At 61.3% G+C, this 18,997-nt stretch carries 14 protein-coding genes; 11 read left to right on the forward strand and 3 right to left on the reverse strand.

What is annotated here, in order from left to right:
* Positions 1–29: 29 nt before the first annotated feature.
* The 3 genes from JVX98_RS31520 to JVX98_RS31530 are packed head-to-tail and all read right to left on the reverse strand — an operon-like array spanning position 30 to position 3,688.
* Entirely contained in the window at positions 30–1,073 is a 1,044-nt protein-coding gene (locus tag JVX98_RS31520; RefSeq protein ID WP_043619406.1) for a substrate-binding domain-containing protein, read from the reverse strand.
* Between the two features lie 51 nt (positions 1,074–1,124).
* Positions 1,125–2,174, reverse strand: coding sequence for an ABC transporter permease (locus JVX98_RS31525; protein ID WP_052201864.1), 1,050 nt, complete (start codon positions 2,172–2,174; stop codon positions 1,125–1,127).
* Entirely contained in the window at positions 2,171–3,688 is a 1,518-nt protein-coding gene (locus JVX98_RS31530; protein ID WP_205239724.1) for a sugar ABC transporter ATP-binding protein, read from the reverse strand. The genes JVX98_RS31525 and JVX98_RS31530 overlap by 4 nt, the downstream gene beginning before the upstream one ends.
* 147 nt (positions 3,689–3,835) lie before the next feature.
* Between JVX98_RS31530 and mtnK the strand changes: the two genes are divergently transcribed.
* From mtnK to JVX98_RS31580, 11 genes are all read left to right on the forward strand, one after another.
* Entirely contained in the window at positions 3,836–5,107 is a 1,272-nt protein-coding gene (gene mtnK, locus JVX98_RS31535; RefSeq protein WP_205239725.1) for an S-methyl-5-thioribose kinase, read from the forward strand.
* Positions 5,104–6,198: an S-methyl-5-thioribose-1-phosphate isomerase gene (gene mtnA, locus JVX98_RS31540; RefSeq protein ID WP_205239726.1), complete on the forward strand. Its 1,095-nt coding sequence runs from the start codon at positions 5,104–5,106 to the stop codon at positions 6,196–6,198. The genes mtnK and mtnA overlap by 4 nt, the downstream gene beginning before the upstream one ends.
* A gap of 4 nt (positions 6,199–6,202) precedes the next feature.
* The gene (locus tag JVX98_RS31545; RefSeq protein ID WP_205239727.1) at positions 6,203–7,138 is read left to right on the forward strand and encodes a transketolase; all 936 of its coding nucleotides are present in this window, start codon (positions 6,203–6,205) and stop codon (positions 7,136–7,138) included.
* Positions 7,139–7,140: 2 nt separating this feature from the next.
* On the forward strand, positions 7,141–8,142 hold the full coding sequence (locus tag JVX98_RS31550) for a transketolase family protein (protein ID WP_192448593.1): 1,002 nt from the start codon (positions 7,141–7,143) through the stop codon (positions 8,140–8,142).
* Positions 8,142–9,260 carry a RuBisCO large subunit C-terminal-like domain-containing protein gene (locus JVX98_RS31555; RefSeq protein WP_205239728.1) on the forward strand — a complete coding sequence of 373 codons (1,119 nt, stop codon included), beginning with the start codon at positions 8,142–8,144 and terminating at the stop codon, positions 9,258–9,260. The genes JVX98_RS31550 and JVX98_RS31555 overlap by 1 nt, the downstream gene beginning before the upstream one ends.
* 768 nt (positions 9,261–10,028) lie before the next feature.
* Positions 10,029–10,307, forward strand: a complete 279-nt coding sequence (locus JVX98_RS32440; protein ID WP_246765088.1) for a hypothetical protein — start codon at positions 10,029–10,031, stop codon at positions 10,305–10,307.
* A 98-nt stretch (positions 10,308–10,405) separates the two neighbouring features.
* A complete protein-coding gene (locus JVX98_RS32445; RefSeq protein WP_246765141.1) occupies positions 10,406–10,720 on the forward strand; it encodes a hypothetical protein in 315 nt (104 codons plus the stop codon).
* 302 nt (positions 10,721–11,022) lie between these two features.
* Positions 11,023–12,285, forward strand: a complete 1,263-nt coding sequence (gene repA, locus JVX98_RS31565; protein WP_156134147.1) for a plasmid partitioning protein RepA — start codon at positions 11,023–11,025, stop codon at positions 12,283–12,285.
* Positions 12,282–13,316 carry a plasmid partitioning protein RepB gene (gene repB, locus JVX98_RS31570; protein ID WP_205239729.1) on the forward strand — a complete coding sequence of 345 codons (1,035 nt, stop codon included), beginning with the start codon at positions 12,282–12,284 and terminating at the stop codon, positions 13,314–13,316. Before repA ends, repB begins: the two co-directional genes overlap by 4 nt.
* A gap of 198 nt (positions 13,317–13,514) precedes the next feature.
* On the forward strand, positions 13,515–14,726 hold the full coding sequence (repC, locus tag JVX98_RS31575; RefSeq protein ID WP_205239730.1) for a plasmid replication protein RepC: 1,212 nt from the start codon (positions 13,515–13,517) through the stop codon (positions 14,724–14,726).
* An 879-nt stretch (positions 14,727–15,605) separates the two neighbouring features.
* Positions 15,606–16,367 carry a hypothetical protein gene (locus JVX98_RS31580; RefSeq protein ID WP_205239731.1) on the forward strand — a complete coding sequence of 254 codons (762 nt, stop codon included), beginning with the start codon at positions 15,606–15,608 and terminating at the stop codon, positions 16,365–16,367.
* Positions 16,368–18,997 lie beyond the last annotated feature (2,630 nt).

The following is an 18,997-nucleotide window of genomic DNA, read 5'->3' on the forward strand; positions in this document are numbered from 1 at the left end:
GACCGCCCCTTTCGTTTCGCCTTGGGAGATTAAGGCTTCGGCATCCATGCGGGCATGGCAACATCTGCATGGGCGAACTGCGGCAGCTTCACGCCGAGCTCTTCCATGTTCTTGATGTCCTGATCGTTCAGGTCCTTCTGGGTGATCAGCGTCGGCGGTACGACCACCTGGCGGCCCGGGTCTTCGCCGGCAAGCAGCATGGCGAGCGAGCGGACCGAGACCTGGCCGACGACGGCCGGGTTGGTGGCGGCCGTTGCCGTCCAGGCCGAGCCCGCTTCGCGCATGGCGGCGATGTCAGACGTCGAAATGTCGGCCGAGTAGATCTTGACGCTGGACGAAAGGCCGGCCTCGTCGACTGCGATCTTCACGCCCTTGGCAAACTCGTCATAGGGCGCGAACATCACGGTAATGTCGGGCTTGGCCGAAATCACCGCGCGGGCCTGGTTGGCGACCGAGTTGGCGATCGGGTTGTCCATGGTCCCGAATTGCGCGGCTTCCTCGATGCCGGAATACTTGGCCTTGAATTCCTTCCAGGTCTCGTCGCGGCGGTCGAGCGGCGCGATGCCGGCGACATAGACGTAGCCAGCCTTGAAGCTCTCGCCATTGTCCTTGACGGCCTGCTCGAGCGCGAGGCGCGCGAGGTCGCGATCGGACTGCTCGATCTGCGGGATCTTCTCGTTTTCGACGTTGACGTCGAAGGCAACGACCTTGATGCCGGCGTCGACCGCCCGCTGGGCGGCTTCCTTCATCGATTCCGTCAGGCCGTGCTGGATGATGATGCCCTGCACACCGAGTGCGATCGCCTGGTCGACCATATCGGCCTGGAGCGCTGCGTCCTGGCGGCTGTCGAAGACCTGAAGCTGCACGCCGAGCGCCTTGGACTGCGCCTCGACGCCGGCGAGATAGGACTGGAAGAAGTCGCCTGTCGAAAGGTAGCGCACGAGCGCGATCTTGACGTCGCCGGCCTTGTCGAACGGCTTCGGCATGTCGGCGGCAAAGGACGGCACGCCGAAGGCGGCGGCCCCCATCAACCCGAGCGTCAAGCGGCCCAGGCTTCTGCGAGTCATGTTCATGTCAGTCTCCTCCACTGGTGAACTTTTTGTTTTCCGCTGAAGGGAACCCCGTCAGCGTTTGCCTCTTTTCGAGAGCGCAAAGGTGAAGATCAGGGCAGCGACGAGGACGGCGCCCTTGATGAAATCCTGGGTGTAATAGGGTGCGTTCATCATCGTCAGCCCCTGCAGCAGGATGCCGACGAAGAGCGCGCCGATCGCCGTGCCGAACGCGTTCGGCTTGGCGGCGCCGAGAACGGCAAAGCCGATCAGCGCGGCGGCAACCGCATCGAGAAGCAGGTTGTTGCCCGACGCGATGTCGCCGCGGCCAAGGCGGGCGGCAAGCAGGATGCCGCCGATTGAAGCGAAGACGCCGGAGATGATGTAGGCGGAAATCTTGTAGGCATTGACCGGCGCACCGGCGAGGCCGGCTGCCCGCTCATTGGAGCCGACGGCATACATCATGCGGCCGAAGCGGGTGTATTCGAGGAAGAACCAGATCAGGATCGCAAGCACGATCAGCACCACGACCGAAACCGGCACGAGATTGGGCAGGATAAAATCGAAGCGATGGCGGCCGAGCGCCAGGAAGGCCGGGCTGAAGGTGCCTTCGGCGACCGAACCGTCGGGAAGCGTCATGCCGGTTGCAATCGACCGGCCCTCTGTCGGGATGCGCTGGAGGCCGAGCAAGAGGAACATCATGCCGAGCGTCGCCAGCAGATCCGGCACGCGCATATAGACGATGATGACGCCATTGACGAAACCGACCAGCACGCCGATGGCAAGGCACACGAGTGTTGCGGTCAGTGCGTCGCCGCCCATCACCACCATCACATAGGATGAGGCCATCATCGCCGTTGTCGCGACTGAGCCGATCGAAAGATCGAAGCCGCCGACGACCAGCGTGGCCGTCACGCCCAGCGCCAGGATGCCGGTGATCGACACCGATTGCAGGATGAAGACGGCGCTCTGCGGCGAGGCGAAGCCGCCGGTCACGAGCGAGAAATAAAGGACCATCCCGGCGAGAAGCACGAGGAAGCCGTATTTGATCGCCGCCTCGCGAATTCCCGATGCGCTTGAAGGGACCGCGACCGGTGCTGCGGAATTGCTCTGTTCACTGCTCATGACGCATGGACCTGTTGATAGAATTGACCGGCGATTTCCGACAGGAGCCGCTCGACATCGATGTTGGCATTGCGGTGCTCGCCGACGATGGTCTGTTCCGACATCACGAGGATGCGGTCGGCGACTTCGAAGGCTTCGTCGAGTTCGGTCAGTAAGAGGATCGTGGCGCGGCCCGCGGCCGAGGCCCGCAGCTTTTCGCCGATGTCGCGGCGTGCGGCGATGTCGACGCCTTGGAAGGGTTCGTCCAGGATGAGCAGGCGCGACGGCTCGGAAAGCCAGCGCCCGACCATCACCTTCTGCTGGTTCCCGCCCGAAAGTGTCTGCAACTCGTCGCGCTCGCTGCGGCAGACGACGCCAAGCGCCGCGATCTGCTGGCGGGCCTTGGTCTTTTCCGCCCGCCGGCTCGATATGCCGAAGCGCGAGAGCCGGCTAAGGAACGGCAGGCTGATGTTTTCGTAGATGTTGAAGTCGGGAACGATGCCGCTTTCGGCGCGGTCCTTGGCGACAAGAAAGACGCCGCGGGCGATCGCCCGGCCCGTGCTTCCCGGCGCATAGCGCGCGCCGTCGAGCATCATCTCACCGGCGAACGGCGTGCGCGCGCCAAACAGGGTCTCGGCGAGCGCCGTCTTGCCGACGCCCACAAGCCCGGTAACGGCGACGATTTCTCCGTCGCGGAGGGTGAAATCGAAAGGGCGCGCCTGTTCCGATAGCTTCAGGCCGCGGAGGGCAAAGACCGGAGCGCCGCCGTCGCGAAGATCGACGGCCCCTGCCGAGACCTTGCGACCGAGCATGGCGTTGACGGCGCCCTCATAGTCCAGTTCCGGCCCTTCGAAGCGGCCACTGATGCGGCCGTCACGCAGGGCGACGATGCTGTCGGCCAGCCGACGGATATCCGACATGCGATGCGAAATATAGAGAATGGCGACCCCGCGCGCCTTCAACCGATCGACGAGATCAAATAGGCGGTCAGCCTCGGCGCTCGACAGCGACGAGGTCGGCTCGTCGAGGATCAGCACCTTCGGCTCGTGCGCCATGGCACGGGCGATCGCCACCATCTGCCGGTCGGCAAGCGTCAAGTCGTTGATATTGGCGGCAAGATCGATCGCAAGCCCCATGCGCGACGCGACCGCGGCAGCCTCGCGCCGCACCCTGCGCGGGTTGAAGAACAGCCGCGCACCGCGTCCGTTCAAACGATCGAGCGTCAGATTGGTGGCCACGTCGAGATCGGCGACCACCCCGTCATTGATGTTCTGATGCACGGTGACGACGCCGGCGCGGATCGCTTCGGCCGGGGTCGTCGGCTCGAAGGCCATGCCGGCGAGCGTGATCGTGCCGGCGTCGCGCGTGTAGACGCCGCTCAAGATCCGCACGAGCGTGGATTTGCCGGCGCCGTTGGCGCCCATCAGAACGGTAACCGCCCCAGCCTTGAGATCGAGATCCACCCCTCGAAGAACCGGTACCGGCCCAAAGGATTTGCGCACGCCCTCAATGCGAAACACTGCCTGTTCGCTCATTCTCTCCTCCCGATGAAGGCAGGTTAGGATAGCCGTCCGTCAAATGTCAAGGCCATTGACATTTGCTATAATGCCGCCTTAGTTGTGACCACACACGGCATGGCTGCGAGCGGTGGAGGCCCGCGCCATGCGTTGGAGGAGAACGATATGGACAAGCACGTCTTCGAGGCGCTGAGCGCTGCGACGTTACCGGAAAAACTCGGTGGCAACGCCGTCCTGAGAGAAAAGATCGGGCCGGACTTTTCGCGCTGGAGCGTCAAGGAAGTCGGCGACGGCAACCTGAACCTGGTCTTCATCGTCACCGGAGACAAGGGTGCTGCCATCGTCAAGCAGGCGCTGCCCTATGTGCGCCTTGTCGGCGAAAGCTGGCCGCTGCCGCTGAAGCGCTCCTATTTCGAATATCATGCCCTCAAGCGTCAGGCAGCGCGCGATCCCGGACTCGTGCCCGAAATCTATTTCTTCGACGAATCCCAGGCGCTCATCGTCATGGAGTTCCTGACGCCGCACGTGATTTTGAGGCGCGCGCTGATCGACGGGCGGCAGCTCCCGAAAATCGGGCGTGACCTTGGCCTCTTCGTCGCACGTACGCTCTTTCGCGGCTCCGACCTCTCCATGGCCACGCGCGAGAAGAAGGCGGACCTTGCGCTTTTCGCCGACAATATCGAGCTTTGCGACATCACCGAAAACCTGGTGTTCTCCGATCCCTATTTCGAGGCAGAGCTCAATCGGCACACTACGCCGCAGCTCGATCCCATTGTGGCCGAGCTTCGCGCCGACCGCGACCTCAAGGTCGAAGCGCAACGGCTGAAGCATCTTTTCTCCGCCAAGGCGGAGACGCTTTGCCATGGCGACCTGCACACCGGCTCAGTGATGGCGACGGACGACGAGACCCGTGTCATCGACCCGGAGTTCGCGTTCTACGGACCGATCAGCTTCGACGTCGGCATGCTGCTTGCCAATTTCTGGATGAGCTATTTTTCGCAGAGCGGCCACGAAAACGGGACCGGTGCCCGCGATAGCATGCGTAGCTATCTGCTCGATACGGTCGAAGTCATCTGGGAAACCTTCCGCACCGAATTCGCCCATCTCTGGCGCACCGAGCGTAACGGCATTCTCTATCAGGCAAGCCTCTTTGAAGCGCGCAACGACCCGTTCGGCGCCGAACAGGCGCTCGACATCGTCATCGACGAGATCTGGCGCGAGATGCTGGGCTTTGCCGGCGTCGAGATGCACCGCCGTATCCTGGGGCTCGCCCACAACGCCGACTTCGAAACCATTATCGACCCCGATCGCCGCGCTGCCTGTGAAACCAGGGCGCTGAAGCTCGGGCGTCACCTTGCCGTCAACCGGCATCATATCCACAGCCTCAAGGACATCCGCGCGCTTGCGGAACGCCTTCAGAAGGAGACATCAGCGTGAAAGTCGGAGAACGCCACTACCATACGATCTGGCTCAACGAGGACGGCCGTTCCGTTGACATCATCGACCAACGCTGGCTGCCGCATGAGTTCCGTGTCGTGACACTGAAGACGGTCGCCGATGTCGCCGTCGCCATCCGCGACATGTGGGTGCGCGGCGCACCACTGATCGGCGTCACCGCCGCCTACGGTGTCGCGATTGCGATGGCCAAGGACCCGTCGAACGCCCATCTCGACGCCGTCTGGGAGGAGCTCAACGAAACACGCCCGACCGCGATCAACCTGCGCTGGGCTCTGAACGCCATGCGCGACCATCTGCGCCCCTTGCCGGAAGGCGAGCGTGCCAAGGCAGCCTATGATCGCGCCGCCGAGATCGCGGCCGAAGATGTCGAACTCAATCGCGCCATCGGCGCAAACGGCTTGAAGGTCATCCGCGAGATTGCTGCAAAGAAGGCGCCGGGTGAACCCGTGCGCATTCTCACTCATTGCAACGCCGGTTGGCTTGCGACCGTCGACTACGGCACGGCGACTGCCCCCATCTACATGGCTGTCGAGGAAGGCATTCCGGTGCATGTCTATGTCGACGAAACGCGCCCGCGCAATCAAGGCGCCTATCTCACCGCCTGGGAAATGAACGGTCATGGCGTGCCGCACACGCTGATCGTCGACAATGCCGGCGGGCACCTGATGCAGCACGGCGATGTCGATATGGTCATAGTCGGTACGGACCGGACGACCGCCAACGGCGATGTCTGCAACAAGATCGGCACCTACCTGAAGGCGCTTGCCGCGCGCGACAACGGCGTCCCCTTCTATGTCGCCCTCCCCTCGCCGACGATCGACTGGACGGTGCGCGACGGGATTAAGGAAATTCCGATCGAGGAGCGCACCGCCGACGAGGTAAGCTTCGTCCAGGGGCGCGCCAGTGACGGCTCGATTGCCAGCGTGCGCATCTCGCCGGAGGGCAGCCCCGCCGCCAATCCGGCCTTCGACGTCACGCCCGCCCGCCTCATCACCGGCCTGATCACCGAGCGCGGCATCGCAACGCCGTCGCCCGAGGGCCTCAAGGCGCTTTTCCCAGAACGGAGCTGAGACGATGACACTCACGAACCGGGTTTCAACGGAAGAGATCGCGCTCGGCATCCGCCGGCGCGTGTTCTTCCACACGATGAAGAACAATGGCGGTTATCTCAGCCAGGCCTGCTCGGCCGCTGAGAGCCTGGCGCTGCTCTATAACGAGCTTCTGACGCTCGGCGAGCCGACCTTGCCGAAGGTGCCGCTGCCGTTTCGCGGTGTTCCTTCTGCGCATAATCCGGACGCTTTCACCGGTGCCGGCTATCACGGACCGGTCGGGCCGGCGTTCGACCGTTTCTTCATCTCGCCCGCCCACTATGCGCTCGTCATCTATTCGGCGCTGATTGAGATGGGGCGGATGGACGAGCACGCGCTCGACCATTTCAACAAGGATGGCGGTTCGGTCGAGATGATCGGCGCCGAGCACAGCCCCGGCATGGAAGTGACCACGGGCTCGCTGGCGCAGGGTCTCTCCATGGCCTCGGGCGTCGCCTGGGCGCGGTTGCAGAAGAAGGAGCCGGGCAAGGTCTGGGTCTACATGTCGGATGGCGAATTCCAGGAAGGCCAGACCTGGGAGTGCCTTGCGGCGATGAGCTATCATGGCATCGACAACATCCGCGTCGTCGTCGACGTGAACCGCCAGCAATGCGACGGCGCGATGTCGTCGGTGCTCGACCTTGGCGATCTTGCGGCCCGCGTCAGCGCCTTCGGCGTCACCTGCCGGTCGGTGGACGGTCATGATCTCGACGCGCTGAGGGCCGCGGCCGGAAGCGCGGAACCGGGCAAGCCGCTGGTGATCCTCGCCAACACCTCACCCTACCAGGGCATGGACTTCCTCAAAAAACGTTTCCCGCGGCTTCACTACGTGCGTTTCAAGAGCGCGGAAGAGCGGCTTGAAATGCAGGCGGCACTTGCGGCCGAACTCGGCGTCGACGCCGACGCAATGAAAGGGGCCTGAACATGGTCGAGATCGTCAATCGTCCCTACGCCAAGGCATTCGAAACCTTTGCCACCGCACGGCCCGAGGTCCTCTGCCTTTCCGCTGACCTGACATCCTCCTGCGAGGTCGACGGCTTCCGCGACCGGCATCCGCAGAAATTCCTCTCGCTCGGCATGGCCGAGCAGAACATGCTGTCCTTTGCTGGCGGGCTGGCGATGGAAGGCTACCGCCCGTTCATTCACACCTTTTCGGTCTTCCTCTACCGCCGCCCCTACGACCAACTCATCAACTCCATCGCCTATTCCAACCGCAAGGTTCGGCTGATGGGCTTCCTGCCCGGCATCACCACGCCCGGCGGCATCACCCATCAGGCGATCGAAGACATTGCGGTCTTGCGCGCCGTACCGAACATGACGATCCTCGAGACCGGTGACGCCACCGAGGTTGAGACCGTTCTCGATGTGGCCGACAGCATCGACGGGCCCGTCTATGTGCGCGTGCTCCGCGGCGAGGTCCCGCGTCTCTTCTCCACGCCTTTCGCGTTCAACAAGCTGCGGGTCCTGTCCGAGGGCGACGACATACTCGTCGTTTCCTCGGGCGTCTGCACCGAGGAAGCGCTGCGCGCCACCCAACCGCTTCAGGCACGCGGCATCGGCATCACCCACCTGCACGCCTCGACCCTGAAACCCTTCGATCGCGACGGCCTCTTGAAGGCCGCGCGTGGCAAGAAGGGGGTCGTCACGCTGGAAAACCACACCATCGTCGGTGGCCTCGGCTCGCTCGTTGCGGAAATTCTGGCCGAAGAAGGCCTCGGCGTCCGCCTGAAGCGGCTCGGCCTCAACGACACCTTCGCCCATGGCGCGTCCAAGCCCTACCTCATGAAGAAGTATGGGCTCGATGCGAGCGCGCTCGTTGGCGCGATCGGAGATCTCGTCGGAAAGCCGCTGGAGATTGGCGAGGACGAATTGACGGAGGTCCGCATCGATCACGTGCATTCGGCACAGAAGGCGGAGGCGCTCTAGTGGCTCCGCGTTTCACCGTCACCTACTACGTGCGCGCCGCTGAGGCCGAGGAGGCTAAGGCGCGCGCGCTCGACATCGCGCTGGAGCAGACCGTCGAAATTCCGCGCAGCGCTGTTCCCAAAGGCTATGTCGAGGATGAGATCCTCGGCAAGCTGGAGGACCTGAAGCCGGATCCGGCCGGCCGGCCGGGCTTTCTCGCCACGATCTCCTATTCCGACGACGATGTCGGCGGCGACTTTCTGCAGCTCTTGAACGTCATCTTCGGCAACAGTTCCATCAAGCCCGGCCTGAAGGTCGAGGATATCGGTCTTTCTCCGGGTATCCTTGCGCTTTGCGCAGGACCGAAGCACGGTATTGCCGGGCTTCGTGCCCGCGCAGGCGTGGGCGAAAGCCCTCTTTTGATGTCGGCGATCAAGCCCGTCGGGCTTTCGACATCCGAACTTGCGCGCCGTGCCCACGATTTCGCGCTTGGCGGCATGCACTTCGTCAAGGACGACCACGGTCTCGTCGATCAGGTGACGTCGCCTTTTTCCGAACGCCTGAGGGCCTGCATCGCGGCCGTCGGCGAGGCCAATGCCAAAACCGGTGGCAACACGAGCTTCGTGCCGAATGTCACCGGGCCGGCTTCAGCCGTGCTTGAGCGGGCGAAGGATGCGCAGGCAGCCGGTGCCGGTGCGGTAATGCTGGCCCCGGCTTTGACCGGTTATGATGTCGTCCGCACGCTTGCAGCCGACCCCGATTTCACCTTGCCGATCGTTTCGCACCCGGCCTTCTCGGGCGCAAATGTGGTCTCTTCCGATTGCGGCTTCTCGCACCGGTCCTTCTTCGGCACGCTGCATCGGCTGATGGGGGCGGACGCGGTGATCTATCCGAACTTCGGAGGCCGCTTCGGTTTCACGCGAGAGGAATGCCTGTCTATCGCCCGGGCCTGCGCGGTCGACATGGGCGGGCCGAAGGCGATCGTCGCCGCTCCCGGTGGCGGCATGACCTTCGAGCGGGTCCCCGAGATGCGCGAAGCCTACGGCAACGACGTCATGTACCTCATCGGCGGCGCCCTGCTTCAAGAGCCGAACCTCGTGGACGCTTGCCGCCGCCTGGTCGCCGCGGTCCATAGCTAGACGCCCGCGGCATTGGTCGAGCCTGAGGGGCGCGCCGGGACGGCGCTCCCCTCGTTCGCTGCAGCCGAAAGGTCCGCCCTCTCTGTTGGGCCGCAAGTGGCTAGCGCATGGCCGCGGCCTGGGACCAGACATCCATCCAGCCTCCATCAGGTGTCTCATAGTCACCGGTATGCGCTTAGTCGCCGAGTGCTGGCGTTTTCAGGGCCGTACCTCGGTCGAAGTAAGGGATCGCGTGATCTCCTTTGTGATGCGGCGCGGGTGCCACAGGTGGGCGCTGCCGAGCCGCAATTTATCTCGTCGCGCGCCCGAGTGGCTTTCTCGGTCCGGCCAGCCATCGCTGCTGCGGTACGCCCTTCCCTCTCAATACATGCGCTGCCACCCCAAGACGTGCTTGCACACTCGCCATGGCACAGACCATCAGGGCGTTGCGAGGCGCCCGCCGGGCGGCTGAATGTGATCGGGCTTCTCAGGCGTCGTTCCCTTACGAATCCGTAAGTTCTGCGTAAAGCCACCGTGAGAATCGGTCCTCAATATCCGGCGCGGCAGGCCATCCGCCCGGCTCGGCCCGAGAACCGCGGGGCCTGAGGGTTCAGTCGCATCCAATCCAGGTGCGAAGACCTCGGCGTCCCGGCGATCACCTCTCTCGCCGATCACCCCACGTCGAGACGGTCAACCATTTTTCCCGATAGGAAGCATCATGGTTTCAAAAACCGCATCTGAGCTCTCCGGCAAACGCCCACGGCCGCGCCACTTACCAAGGTCGCCGCAGTGACGCTGGTTTTTTGGATCATGAAGATCCTCGCCACCACCCTTGGTGAGACCGCAGGCGACTTCATCTCCATGACACTCAATCTCGGCTATTATGTCGGGTTCGGCATCACACTTGCAGCGTTGCTGGTCGTCCTCGTCGCGCAGATCTCCGCACGGAAATTCTATTCGCCGCTGTTCTGGCTGGCGATCGTCGCGACCGCCACGGCCGGCACGGAAATATCCGATATGATCGATCGGTCCTTCGGCCTCGGTTACCTCTCGGGTCAATCATCCTGACGCTCGGGCTCGCAATATCGCTCGCTGTTTGGTATTCGCGGGACGCCAAGCTTGATGTCGCGCACGTCAACCGCCGGGATACCGAGACCCTATTCTGGATTGCGGTCGTCTTCTCAAATAGCCTTGGCACGGCCTTCGGTGATTTTCTGACCAAGCCCATCGAAAAGGGCGGATTGAACCTGCCGCGCGACAACGCTTCGCTGGTCACGCTTGGCCTCCCTGGTCGTTGTCCTGATGCTGTCCATGTGGAAGCAGCGATCAAAGATGGTCGCCCAGCCGGCGTGGTGCCTCGACAATCCAACGGATGTCTGCTCCGCAGGCGCATTTCGCCTGCGCAGTTTTGTCCTGGCTCAAGGCGACCCTTCGCGCAGCAGTGGGACATGCAGGGTCAACCAAGGATGATGAGGCACTGACTGGGCGGACTATCGGCATTAGCGCGTAAACCGAACGTCTGCAGATGATTCGCGGCTGGCGGGTCGGTGCCGATTCACGAGTCTAGGCCCAATGCTCGCGCAATCGCCTCTCGGTTGTGGGTCTGGGCGAACAAAGGTGTGCGCAAACTCATCGCCTGGTGGCCCATCTCGTCCAGGAAAGATGAACGAATCCAATAGGTTGATGGGGTTTCGTCGGGTAAGCTTCACAATCAGCCTTGAGGCTTTGTTAACCCTATTGTTCTGGACGGTCCGGGAGAATCGTGTTTTATCTTTGGCGGGCAATGGCCGGTAAACCGACTTTCGGCCGCCAAGAGGGAAAAATGGCGATAGCTAGACCTGCAGAAACTGACGTTCAACTCAAGGAAGACGCTGCCGCCAAGATATTGCGGCACGCCGGTCTTTTGTCGAGCCAGTTGCAGCAACTGCGAACGCGCATGTATCCGCCGAAGTCCGAGAAGACCTTGAGGTCGTTTCTGACGAACGAAGTTTCGAAGCTGACATCCATACCGGATTCGACGCTGAAGCTGATGTCGTCCGAGGGGCGCGGGCCCAAGCCAAGCCGCCTGGAGAACAATCACCGGGTCTACACGCTCGCGCAGATCAACGAGCTTCGGGAGCTGTTTGCAAAGCAGAAGCCTTCCGAGGCGCTCCGCTTCCTGCCTCGCCGCCGCCCGGGCGAACATCTTCAGGTCCTTGCGATCGCCAACTTCAAAGGCGGTAGCGCCAAGACGACCACATGTGTCCATCTTGCGCATTATCTGGCGCTCAATGGCTATCGCGTACTCGCGCTCGATCTCGATCCTCAGGCATCGCTCTCGGCACTGTTTGGCGCGCAGCCGGAACTCGATGTCGGCGCCAACGAAACGATTTACGCGGCACTTCGCTACGACGATGCCGAGCGCCGGCCGATCCGGGACATCATCCGCAAGACCTACTTCGAAGGCGTCGATCTCGTACCGGGCAACCTCGAAGTCATGGAATACGAGCACGAGACGCCGCGTGTGCTCGCAAGCAAATCGAGCTCCGGCGCCATCTTCTTCGAGCGCTTGAAACTCGCACTTTCCGAGGTGGAAGACGACTACGACGTCGTCCTCCTGGATACGCCTCCTTCCCTCGGCTTCCTGACGCTGAGCGCGATTTACGCCGCCACGAGCATGATCATCACCGTTCACCCGGCGATGCTCGACGTTGCATCGATGAGCCAGTTCCTCTTGATGATGGGCGACCTGATCGGCGTGTTGAACGATAACGGTGCTCAGCTCGACCAGGATTTCATTCGTTACCTCGTGACGCGGCACGATCCGAACGACGCACCTCAGTCGCAGGTCGTGGCAATGTTGCGTCATCTCTTCGGCTCGGACGTGCTCCTGCCGACCGCGATCGAAAGCACGGCAGTCGAGGCGGCGGGCCTGGCCAAACGGTCGATCTATGAGCTCGAAATGGGCCAGATCGGCCGCGACACGCACAAGCGGGCCCGTGAAGCTGTCGATGGCGTGAACGAGGCCATCATTCGTTTGATCAACTCGAGCTGGGGACGTGAATGAGCAAGAACGCCCGCAAATCGATCGTCGCCAGCTTCGGCCTGCTTTCGGCCGAACTGGAAAGCAACCTTGCTGCGAAAGAGCAATCGACGACGCCCGCTCCTCCTGCTGCTCCCAATCGGGTCGGCGCCGGCGTGGTCGGTGCCGCGCATCGAGCGATCGACGACATACGGGCCGAGCGCGATCGGCTGAAAGCACTGGTCGAGTCGGGTGGCGGCGCGATCCGAGAGCTTGATCCTTCACTGGTCGATCCCTCCCCCTATCCGGACAGGCTGCCGGACGATGACGGGGCCGACTTCGAAGCCTTCAAGCGCTCGATCGATGCAGAAGGACAGAAGGTTCCGGTCCAGGTTCGCAAACACCCCTCGTCGGCGGGACGCTACCAGATCATTTACGGCCACCGGCGGTGGCTTGCCGCAAAACAGCTTGGCAAGCCCGTTCGCGCGATCGAAGTCGAAATATCGGATCTGGACCTGGTCGTTGCTCAGGGCGTCGAGAATGCGAGCCGGCAAGATCTCACCTGGATCGAACGCGCCTTATTCGCCTCGCGCATGGACGACGCCGGTATCAAGCCGCGCGACATAAAGGCGGCACTGTCGATCGACGACCCGGAGCTCGCCAAGATGCGCAGCGTTTACCGCGTGGTCCCGACCGACGTGATCGAGGCCATCGGTCGCGCGCCAAAGATTGGCCGGCCGCGCTGGCTCGAATTCGCCAAGACAATCGCTGACCATCCGGAATCCGTTGCGGCCGCTCGACAGATCCTGTCTGAGGCGCGCGCCGCTTCGCCGTTGTCCGATCAACGCTTCCAGCGTGCTTTCGAAACCATAAAACCCGCGAACGCGGTACGCCAGGACGGCACGGACTTGTCCGATGCTTCCGGCAACAAGCTGGGTTCCTGGAAGCTTTCGGCCAAGGAGGTGCGGATATCGGCCGACGGGCCTCTCGGTGTGGAATTCGTCAAATTCGTCGGGGAGGAACTGCCAGCGCTCGTCGCGCGGTTCTCTCGCGACCGCAAGGATCAAGGCCTCTGACAACGGTCGGAGATGCAATCGGATACGTGAACACGAAAGGACTGCTGCAAAAGAAAAAGGCCCCCAAACGTTGCCGTCGTGGAAGCCTCTCTCATATCTGGACAATCTGAGAATCGCATTTCCACGAATCCCCGTCAAGAGACTTTGGCACCTAATTTGGTGAGCGGATTTCTTTTGCCTTCTGAAGGGTGAGGGAAAATGCAGAGTGCAAATGTGACGACGCCCTTTGGGCGGCGGCCGATGACGCTTGCGCTGGTGAGGCGACAAGTAGCATCCGTCGAGATCACGCCGGACAAGTCGGCGGATAAGTGGAAGGTCTTTCGCGACGCCTGTGAGGCGCGGCCGCTTCTCGGCCTGCAGGACAGGGCACTGGCCGTCCTTGATGCGCTGTTGAGCTTCTATCCCGAGACCGACCTTCGCCAGGGTCAATCCCTGATCGTCTTTCCGTCGAATACTCAGCTTTCAATTCGTGCGCATGGCATCGCCGGCGCGACTTTGCGTCGCCACCTGGCAGCACTCGTCGATGCTGGGCTTATCGTTCGCAAGGACAGCGCGAATGGCAAGCGTTACGTTCGCAAGGATAGGTCGGGGGACGTCGAAGACGCGTTCGGTTTCGATCTCGCACCTCTGCTCGCGCGATCGGAGGAACTTGCTCAAATGGCCCAACAGGTCGCAGCAGAACGGACGCTCTTTCGGCGCACCAAGGAGGCCCTCACGATCAGGCGCCGAGACGCACGTAAGCTCATTTCTGCCGCTATAGAGGAGGGGGCGAGCGGCGATTGGGGGAAGATCGAGGCTGTTTACCTGGCCCTCGTTGCGCGTATGCCGCGCTCTCCATCCATCCATGACCTCAAGGCGCTGCTCGAAGAAATGGAACTGCTGTGCGCTGAGATCCTCAATCAATTGGAAGATCAGCAAAATTCTCAAAATATGAGCAGCAATGATGCTCGTTCTGAGCGTCATATACAGAATTCAAATACCGAATCCCTTAGTGAACTTGAACCTAGCTCTCGAAATGAGCTGGGGGCGAAGCCAGAGCGAGAAAAGCGACAGACCGCAGAGCCGCTTAAGGCGTTCCCATTGGCGATGGTTTTGCGGGCCTGCCCTGAGATCGGGCTTTACGGGCAGAGCGGCGAGATATCGAACTGGCGCGACTTCATGGCGGCCGCCGTGGTCGTTCGCTCGATGCTGGGCATCAGCCCGAGTGCCTATCAGGATGCCTGTGATGTGATGGGACCCGAAAATGCAGCGGTGGCGCTTGCCTGCATGCTGGAAAGAGCTGGGCACATCAATTCTGCGGGCGGTTATCTCCGCGATCTGACCTCGAAGGCGCGGCGCGGTGAGTTCTCGCTCGGTCCGATGTTGATGGCGCTCTTGCGCGGGGCCGGCGGGATGCGGAATGCAGGGTAGAGTTCCAACGCGCGGTCGCCGCCTTGCGACGAAAGCGACTTCGCAAGCATCGGGTGGGTGACATCAATGGGCGACCAGGCGGGAAAGCTGTCAAAGCGGTGACGCATCTGAAGCGGCGATGATCCGCTGCCGTATAACGGTTTCGCGATGGGTGCTGGGAGGAGCATCGCCAAACCCGCGGGATGATGCCGGCTCTACTTGAGCAGGAAGCGGCGCTCGCCGAAATTACCCAAGGGCCCTGTCGTTCACAGGTTTCGTTCTCGGATGGTGTCTTGCTGGCGAGTTGCCGACGGATCCAAGTCCCCTCCCCTCTTGTCGAGATTAGGCGGCACTGAAGTTCATTCCAACCCAAGCCAGCACCGCAGCCAGCCTTGGTCATGCCAGCGTCCGGTCTACCGTTCTTCAGCCGTGCGGATTTTTCCGTCATCTGCGTTTCGTGGAAGGTTGAGCAAGATCACCTGGGGTGCAGTTAAGCTTCCATCCGACTTTCGGTAGAATGCCGCTAACCTGGCGTCGTCGAACCTAGATGGCGCGATCACATCTGTAGCCGCCATAGCGATCAGGCCACATTCGGCCCCGAGGGAATGTGGCCGTCTAACTTAGACATCGGGCAAAGATGGTTGGCGGTTGGCACAGAGGGTTGATCCTCGAACGCGCAGCTCCGGAGATGTCGTTTCGACAGGGAAGTAATTGTCGTCATGTCGCGCGAATGCGGGGCAAGCCTTCGCTGGTGGGAGTTTTCAAGGGTGGCCGGAACGCGGCTTGTCTGTTCTCGGGTTTGATCGACAGAAACTGCGGTGTATCGTCTGTCGTGGCTACTCGACAGACGAGCGAAAAACGGACAGGTCGGGCGTTTGCCATTCAGTTCAACAGGTACCCATGACAGAGAGCCTTTCACAATCCGAAATCCCGATACACTCGGATGAAGAGAAAGCGTGGCTTTGCGCGGCCAACAATGCCGATCTCTATCAGGCGGTGTTTCGAGCACATGGACGGCCTGATCACCGAACCGACACGTTTTGGTCCAGCGATGCGATCGCCCCTCCATACTATTCGAACATGACGACACTCGACCCGAACGGTGGTGCGGACCAGTTCGTCGAGATCGCCCAGCTGACGGATAGGTTGGGACGGCGCCCCAGTCTAAAAGACGGATTTTCGACGCTGGATCTGACCAGCAAGGGATTCCGGCTGTTGTTTACGGCGTCATGGGTTTGGGCCGAACCTTGCGGAACGCCCGCTTCCTCGACCCAAGGCTGGGAACGCGTGCGCGACGCGACAGCATTGAACCGCTGGGAACGCGCCTGGAAAGAGGCCGGCAGCCCCTCCGATGCCAACGTCTTTCCACCCTCTCTGCTTTCCGAGCCCGACCTGCATATCTATGGCCGATCGACGGGGCATGGCTTTGATGCCGGCTGCATCGTGAACCGGTCCTCTCATACGGTAGGCGTCTCGAACATCTTCAGTCTGTCTGATACGCCGCCCGCGTTTCGGGATGCTGTTTTGCTCGCGGGTAACGCCTCTTCCCGAGATCTGCCACTTGTTGGATACGATCACGGCATTGCATTGGATGAACTGTTGAAGCTTGGCTTCAAACCGGTCGGTCAGCTGCGAGTCTGGCTGCCTGAAGCGGATACCTAGGAGCCTATCCCAGATCGTTCTCAGACAGCGCTGGCAAACTGCGAACCCAACGCAACGCTTATCAAGATGGTTGAGCTCGGGAAATCCGACCACCTCCTAGCTCGCGGCATCAGTTTTGAATGATTGGCATCGGTGACCGCGATCGGCGCCGATCGCGGGTATCGTTCTCGTCGTGCCCTCCCCCTGGCGGAAAGCGTGATTGGCTTACCGCCTTCGCCTATCCGACAGATGACCGCGGAAACGTGACACTGTCCGGTCGCTACAACATGGGCGACCGCTCCTACCGCGAACATGTCATGGCAATTCAACAAGCGAAGTTGGAAACGGATGACGAGCGGACTTCGGTGAGCCTGCAATTTCACGGGCTGACGAGATCTCAAGCGATCCGTCGCTTACCGGCTGGTGGAAACCCCCATTTGTGACGCAGCCGCCATCCAGGTATCACCCGGTGCCTTGCACCCGATGCTCGCTCACTCGAACCGGAGCACTGTCCCGTACTCTGCCAACCTGGTGACAATTGACGTCAGTGGGGCGCCATATCGAAGCGTACTGGACCGAACAGCGCTGGCCAATTGGGCTCAATTTTGCATGGTCGGAAATCCGGCATTCCCGCTCTTCGAGCGCCGCGAGTGAATTCTCCTGCACGCCTGAGATCGTTGCACGAAAAGGGACGGTGGCAAGCGACGCAGTTTCGACATGCGGCTTGGTCGACGGAAACACCGCTCTCCTGGTTCAGATTGAACACTCAGAATCTCCGGAAGGCTCGTCGGCGCAAAGGGGGCTCGACGAGCCGCGCGTTTGGCGCGTTTCAAGCGATAGTTCCGCGCATTTGCGGCGTTTGTGATGCCGACGGCTGAGCAGGGAAGCGGCCCGTGCGACCACCAGCACAAGCAACCGGTTCGAAGCGAGCGGAATCAGGAGCGCAATCGCACTCAGGTTCGGATTTGGGTTCGCTCCAAAGTTATGCACTTGTTAACTATATGATATAAAAGCCATTATTGCAGAAGCGGAAGCTAACTACCGGAAGACTTCTGCCATCGAACCTTGAACTCTCTAGCTCCATTGGCGATCTCTATCGGCTGAGCAATGCGAGATGATCGCCAAAGGGCCGGTCGAACCCAGGCTGGGCGTTTCACGTCTAGTGGTTTTGGAAACTGAAGGCTGGAGAAACTGAGAGATCCACCCTCTTTGACGTCGGACAGTTGGCATCTGCTACATCCCTGCGTATATCTCGCCAGCGCCCTCCCCTTCTCCGACCCTCATGTCTTCCGGCCATGACCTGGCTAATCATGAGGCTGGACTGATTGCGTTCAATAGCAATGTGGGTCGCTTTCGGCAGGAGCTTCGTGAACTCCGCTTCTCCCTTAGCGTTTCGCAAGCGGTGAACCAGGCGCAGAGGACTACCCCCTGCCCCTTCGTCTGCAGCACTGTTCGACAAGTCAGTCTGGAGGTTCCAATTTTCTCGGCTCAGTGTCTCCGCATCCCTCGCTCGGAAGTTGGCGACGACAACGACTTGTCGCCGGCGCGACCAGAAGTCGAACTTCACGATCTAGTCGCACTGATCTTTCAGCGCTGGTATTCGGCAATGTAACCGTTCGGTTGGGCAGCGTTAGCGCGGGTTCGATCATGTCTGCTTGCATTTCGACGTTCCAGCGAAAGAGGTCGCGACGGCGTACAAATTGGTCTGATTTGATCTTTGTTTATCTCGCGCAGGCCAACACCGGGCTTCGCGCCGAAGATCTCGAATCAAACTGCTTACGGAGGCCTCGCCGCGATACCTGTCGCTGAATGGTGTCAAAGATCGTGAAACGAAAGCGACGGCCAGCAAGCCAAGCGATCGTTGGCACCCACAAGATTGGTCCAGGTCATCCAAAGAGGCCAAATGCCGGGATGCAAGCTTTGGGTTTCGCGTCGAGGGCATTTTCCAAACAAGGTGCTGGATATATGAGGGAGTGGGCCTTGCGTGCGTTGATGCAGCGAAGGCATAGCGACGGCGGGACGTGAGGAACGTAGCACTCGAAGACCATCCACCCGTAGGTGTTGGGTCACGAGGGCGAGCCGCAAGAATAGACGTCAGGATTGAACCGGGTGACGCGGCAGTGCACGAAAGCCTTGGTGACTTAGGGACCGAAAATCGTAAGTGGCGGGCGCGGGATCTGATGTGGCTATTGCCAAGGCGCGCCTATTGCCGGACCAATTTCTTTGAAGTCTCTGACGAGACTTTGGTTTTGCCGGTGCTGTCGGGATCTTGGATGCGTTAGGGGGCTCCCCGCCCCTGTATCCCGATGGATGCTGTGGCGATCGGTGCGCGTGAACGCGACGGCGCGGGCTTTTTCCGTGATGTCGGGATTGCAGGGGCTTCGAGAGCAAGACATCTCTTCGGACCTTTAGCGCGCCGGTTCCGGTGCTGCCAACTTCCGAGATGCGGTATTGATGACTGAACGACCGTCGACCGACTGCGTTCGTAGACGAGGTGGGGTATGTAGCTTCGGCGGCCTTAGTGCGGCTTACGAAGACCTTGTCAGCTGACAAGGCTTCTAGGTTGCTTTTGTCGAACCGTGGCTGAGGGTATCCGGGCGCAGTCGGGACAGATGATCCAATGCGAACGGACCTTGTCAGCTGACAAGGTC

The sequence above is a fragment of the Ensifer sp. PDNC004 genome (assembly GCF_016919405.1).
Taxonomy (GTDB): Bacteria; Pseudomonadota; Alphaproteobacteria; order Rhizobiales; family Rhizobiaceae; genus Ensifer.

Coding starts and splice junctions, on each gene's coding strand:
- JVX98_RS31520 (WP_043619406.1), bottom strand. CDS start 1,073: ATGAACATGACTCGCAGAAGCCTGGGCCGCTTGACGCTCGGGTTGATG.
- JVX98_RS31525 (WP_052201864.1), bottom strand. CDS start 2,174: ATGAGCAGTGAACAGAGCAATTCCGCAGCACCGGTCGCGGTCCCTTCA.
- JVX98_RS31530 (WP_205239724.1), bottom strand. CDS start 3,688: ATGAGCGAACAGGCAGTGTTTCGCATTGAGGGCGTGCGCAAATCCTTT.
- mtnK (WP_205239725.1), top strand. CDS start 3,836: ATGGACAAGCACGTCTTCGAGGCGCTGAGCGCTGCGACGTTACCGGAA.
- JVX98_RS31545 (WP_205239727.1), top strand. CDS start 6,203: ATGACACTCACGAACCGGGTTTCAACGGAAGAGATCGCGCTCGGCATC.
- JVX98_RS31550 (WP_192448593.1), top strand. CDS start 7,141: ATGGTCGAGATCGTCAATCGTCCCTACGCCAAGGCATTCGAAACCTTT.
- repA (WP_156134147.1), top strand. CDS start 11,023: ATGGCCGGTAAACCGACTTTCGGCCGCCAAGAGGGAAAAATGGCGATA.
- repB (WP_205239729.1), top strand. CDS start 12,282: ATGAGCAAGAACGCCCGCAAATCGATCGTCGCCAGCTTCGGCCTGCTT.
- repC (WP_205239730.1), top strand. CDS start 13,515: ATGCAGAGTGCAAATGTGACGACGCCCTTTGGGCGGCGGCCGATGACG.
- JVX98_RS31580 (WP_205239731.1), top strand. CDS start 15,606: ATGACAGAGAGCCTTTCACAATCCGAAATCCCGATACACTCGGATGAA.